The organism is Nocardiopsis sp. TNDT3, from assembly GCF_003427465.1.
GTDB classification, from domain to species: Bacteria; Actinomycetota; Actinomycetes; order Streptosporangiales; family Streptosporangiaceae; genus Nocardiopsis; species Nocardiopsis dassonvillei.
On the sequence record NZ_QPFC01000581.1, the window covers coordinates 1 to 2952 of the forward strand.

General features: G+C 72.1%; 3 protein-coding genes. 1 reads left to right on the forward strand and 2 read right to left on the reverse strand.

The genetic code is table 11. The features are described from left to right. The first annotated feature begins 51 nt into the window (after positions 1-51). Entirely contained in the window at positions 52-636 is a 585-nt protein-coding gene (locus DQW06_RS14860) for a GNAT family N-acetyltransferase (RefSeq protein ID WP_013154978.1), read from the forward strand. A 65-nt stretch (positions 637-701) separates the two neighbouring features. Here DQW06_RS14860 and DQW06_RS14865 read toward each other — a convergent pair whose 3' ends face one another. Beyond that, a complete protein-coding gene (locus DQW06_RS14865; protein WP_370013250.1) occupies positions 702-1691 on the reverse strand; it encodes a glycoside hydrolase family 26 protein in 990 nt (329 codons plus the stop codon). 238 nt (positions 1692-1929) lie between these two features. Beyond that, positions 1930-2820 carry a sulfotransferase gene (locus tag DQW06_RS14870; protein WP_041552876.1) on the reverse strand — a complete coding sequence of 297 codons (891 nt, stop codon included), beginning with the start codon at positions 2818-2820 and terminating at the stop codon, positions 1930-1932. Between the last annotated feature and the right edge of the window lie 132 nt (positions 2821-2952).

Here is a 2952-nt window from a genome sequence, read left to right on the forward strand (position 1 = left end):
GCGCGCCGGCGAGCCCGGCGCGCGGACCGAGAACAGCCGGGAAGGACAGGCATGATTCGTAAAGCCACCCCCGAGGACGTCGAGGGGGCGGCGGACACGCTGGCCGCCGCTTTCGCGGACTACCCCTTCACCCGTCACGTGATCAGCGCCGACGGACACGAGACGCGCCTGCGGGAGTTCCAGCGCGTCTTCCTCGCCGACGTCGGCCTTCCGTACGGACGGGTGTGGGTGAGCGACGACCTCCAGGCGGTCTCCGTCTGGACGGTGCCCGGTTCCGAGGGCGCGCAGGAGGCCGTGGAGGCCCTGCTCCCCGGGCTCGTGGAGCTGGCGGGCGACCGCGCCCCGGCCTACGCGGCGGCCGAGGCCGCCATGGAGCCGTACCGGCCGGAGGAGCCGGTGTGGTTCCTCGGCACCGTCGGCGTCCACCCCGCGTCCCGGGGCCGGGGCCTGGGACGCGCGGTGATCGGCGCGGGCCTGCACGAGGCCGACGCGGCGGGCTTCCCGGCGTTCCTGGAGACGTCGACGGAGGACAACGTGGGCCTGTACACGTCGCTCGGCTTCCGGGTGACCGCCGAGTACGTGCTGCCGGGGGGCGGCCCGCGCACCTGGTCGATGTTCCGGCCCGTGGGCGGCTGAACCGGCGCGCCCGAGCGCGTGCCCCACACGCGCGGACCGTCCCGGACGGCCCCGGCCCGGGGCGGTCAACCCCGTTGCTGGGCGTACTCGGCCAGGCGGCGCACCCGCTCGGGCAGGTACACGTACGGGTCCTGTCCGGCGGCCTCGAAGCCGCGCTGGGCGTACTCGTTGGCCCGGATCCGGAAGTCGCAGTCCGGGGACAGCTTGTTGTCCCACACCTTGACCGCGCGCACCCGCTCGTAGCGGCGCAGCACGTCGGGGATCTCGGAGTACCACTCCAGGGTCTCCTGCGAGCCGATGGGCGTGGTGCCCATCTCCCCGATCATCACCGGCTTGTCCGGGTCGATCCCGTGGTCGGGCCCCTCGTTCTGGAACCACTCGTAGGCCGGGCGCATCATGTCCTCGAAGGAGTACACCTCGTCCCAGTGCGGCTGGGAGTCGCAGCCGGTCATGTTGTACGCCTCCCAGCTGACCCAGTCGACGTAGTCGTTGCCGGGCCACAGGCCGGGGAGGCGGTCGAAGTTGCCCTCCCAGCCGGTCACGTTCCACACCCAGATGGCGTTGTCCGCGCCCTCCTCGCGGTACAGGTCCACGATGTGCCGCCAGGCCCGCACGAACTCCTCGGGCGTGCCGCGCCTGTTGTAGCGCGTGTTGGCGTCGGCCTCGTGGTCGAAGGTGACGAAGTAGGGCACGTCCAGTTCCGCGACGGCGCGGGCCTGGGAGCGCAGCGAGTCGTCGAACTCGCCGTCGATGAGGGACTCGTAGGAGACCGCCGGATGCCCGGAGCGTGTGAACCGCCGGGCCTCGATGTTGGTGTGCACGAACCTGCCCTCGGCGATCAGCTCCCGCTCGCGCCTGCCGGGGATGTTGGCCTGGTCGACGCCGCGCCAGGTGTAGACGATGTCCATGCGGCGGTCGACCGCCTCCTCCAGGGGCTCGATCCGGTCCTGGTAGGGGCTGGCCCCCCACCAGACGCCGCACGAGGGCTCCAGGATCTCCGAGACGGTGCACTCCTCGTCGGTGGCGTACCCCCAGCGCCAGGGCGGCTCCGTCACCCCCGCGGGCCGGTCCGAGGGTTGCCGTGGAGAGGACGGGGCCCCGCCCGCCGGGGCGTCCCCCGCTCCGACCAGTGTCAGGACGAGGGTCAGTGCCCCCGTCGTCGCCAGTGCCCGTACCGGTCCCCTGTCCACGTCGAACTCCCCCTAATTCTCCAAATGTGACTTAGAGTGTTCAGATGAACACCATACGTCATGATTGGGGCGAACAACAGTCCTTGAAGTGGCAAAACGGACTTCAGTAGCCGTAACGCCCCCGGGAGGGAGCCGTCACGGCGGCCACCAGACGCCGCCGCCAGGAGGGCATCGCCTCACGCCACCCGTGGTCGGCGCGGACCCCGACGCGCCCGGCCGTGAAGCGCATCGGGTTGCCGGACACGGCGTGCCCCTCCGACAGCTCGAAGCCGCCCCGAGCCGCGTCCGGAGGGGTGCCCGTGTACCCCGCGAACTCCGCGATCCGGGCGAACTCGCCCCCGGGGTCGGCGACGAAGTCCTCGTAGCGCACGCGCAGGGTCGGGACGCCGCGCCGGGCCAGGGCGTCGAAGCAGGCGTTCTGGGTCATCCACTGCACCGAGGCCCGCCCGGCCGAGTAGCGGGCCATCTCCGGCTCGCTGCTGTCGGGGGAGGCGTCCGGGCGCGCCACGCGTCTGGCCCAGGAGTGGGCCACCGCGCGCGGGTCGCGCACCACGTGCAGCAGGCGCATCCGCGCGCCGTAGCGCCAGCGCAGACAGGCGGCCAGGGAGGCGTGCTTGCTGGCGTCCACGATCACGTGGGCGCCGCTGACCAGGGACACCGCCGAGTACAGGCGGTGGTAGAGCTCGGTGTAGCGGTCGCAGCGCGAGGCGAGCAGGCCCTGGTGGGCGCCGTTGAGCAGCACCGGCAGGAAGCGGGTGCGATCGACGCGGTCCTTGAGCCGCAGCACCTCCCCCGTGTCCAGGCGGTCCCAGCCGCCGAAGGCCTCCTTGCCCACGTCGGACCAGAAGCCGCAGCCGGAGAACGGTCGGCCGCAGCCGCACAGCTCGTCCTCCACCAGTCCGCGCCGCCACAGGTGCACGACCTCGCCGACCGAACAGAACCCGGGCAGTTCGCCGAGGAGCCGCTCGATCAGGGTCGAGCCGGAGCGGCCCATTCCACCGACGAACACCAGTCGATAACCATCGTCCACCCCACCAGGCTATTACTTTCAGTCACCGCACAGGCCCCCAAAGTGACGACTCCGTTCCCGGGCCGGGGGCCGCGACCCGGACACGCGTCGGCCCCC

Bases quoted from the DNA above. Each gene is read 5' to 3' on its own strand.
- DQW06_RS14860 (WP_013154978.1), top strand. From the start codon at position 52: ATGATTCGTAAAGCCACCCCCGAGGACGTCGAGGGGGCGGCGGACACG.
- DQW06_RS14870 (WP_041552876.1), bottom strand. From the start codon at position 2,820: ATGGGCCGCTCCGGCTCGACCCTGATCGAGCGGCTCCTCGGCGAACTG.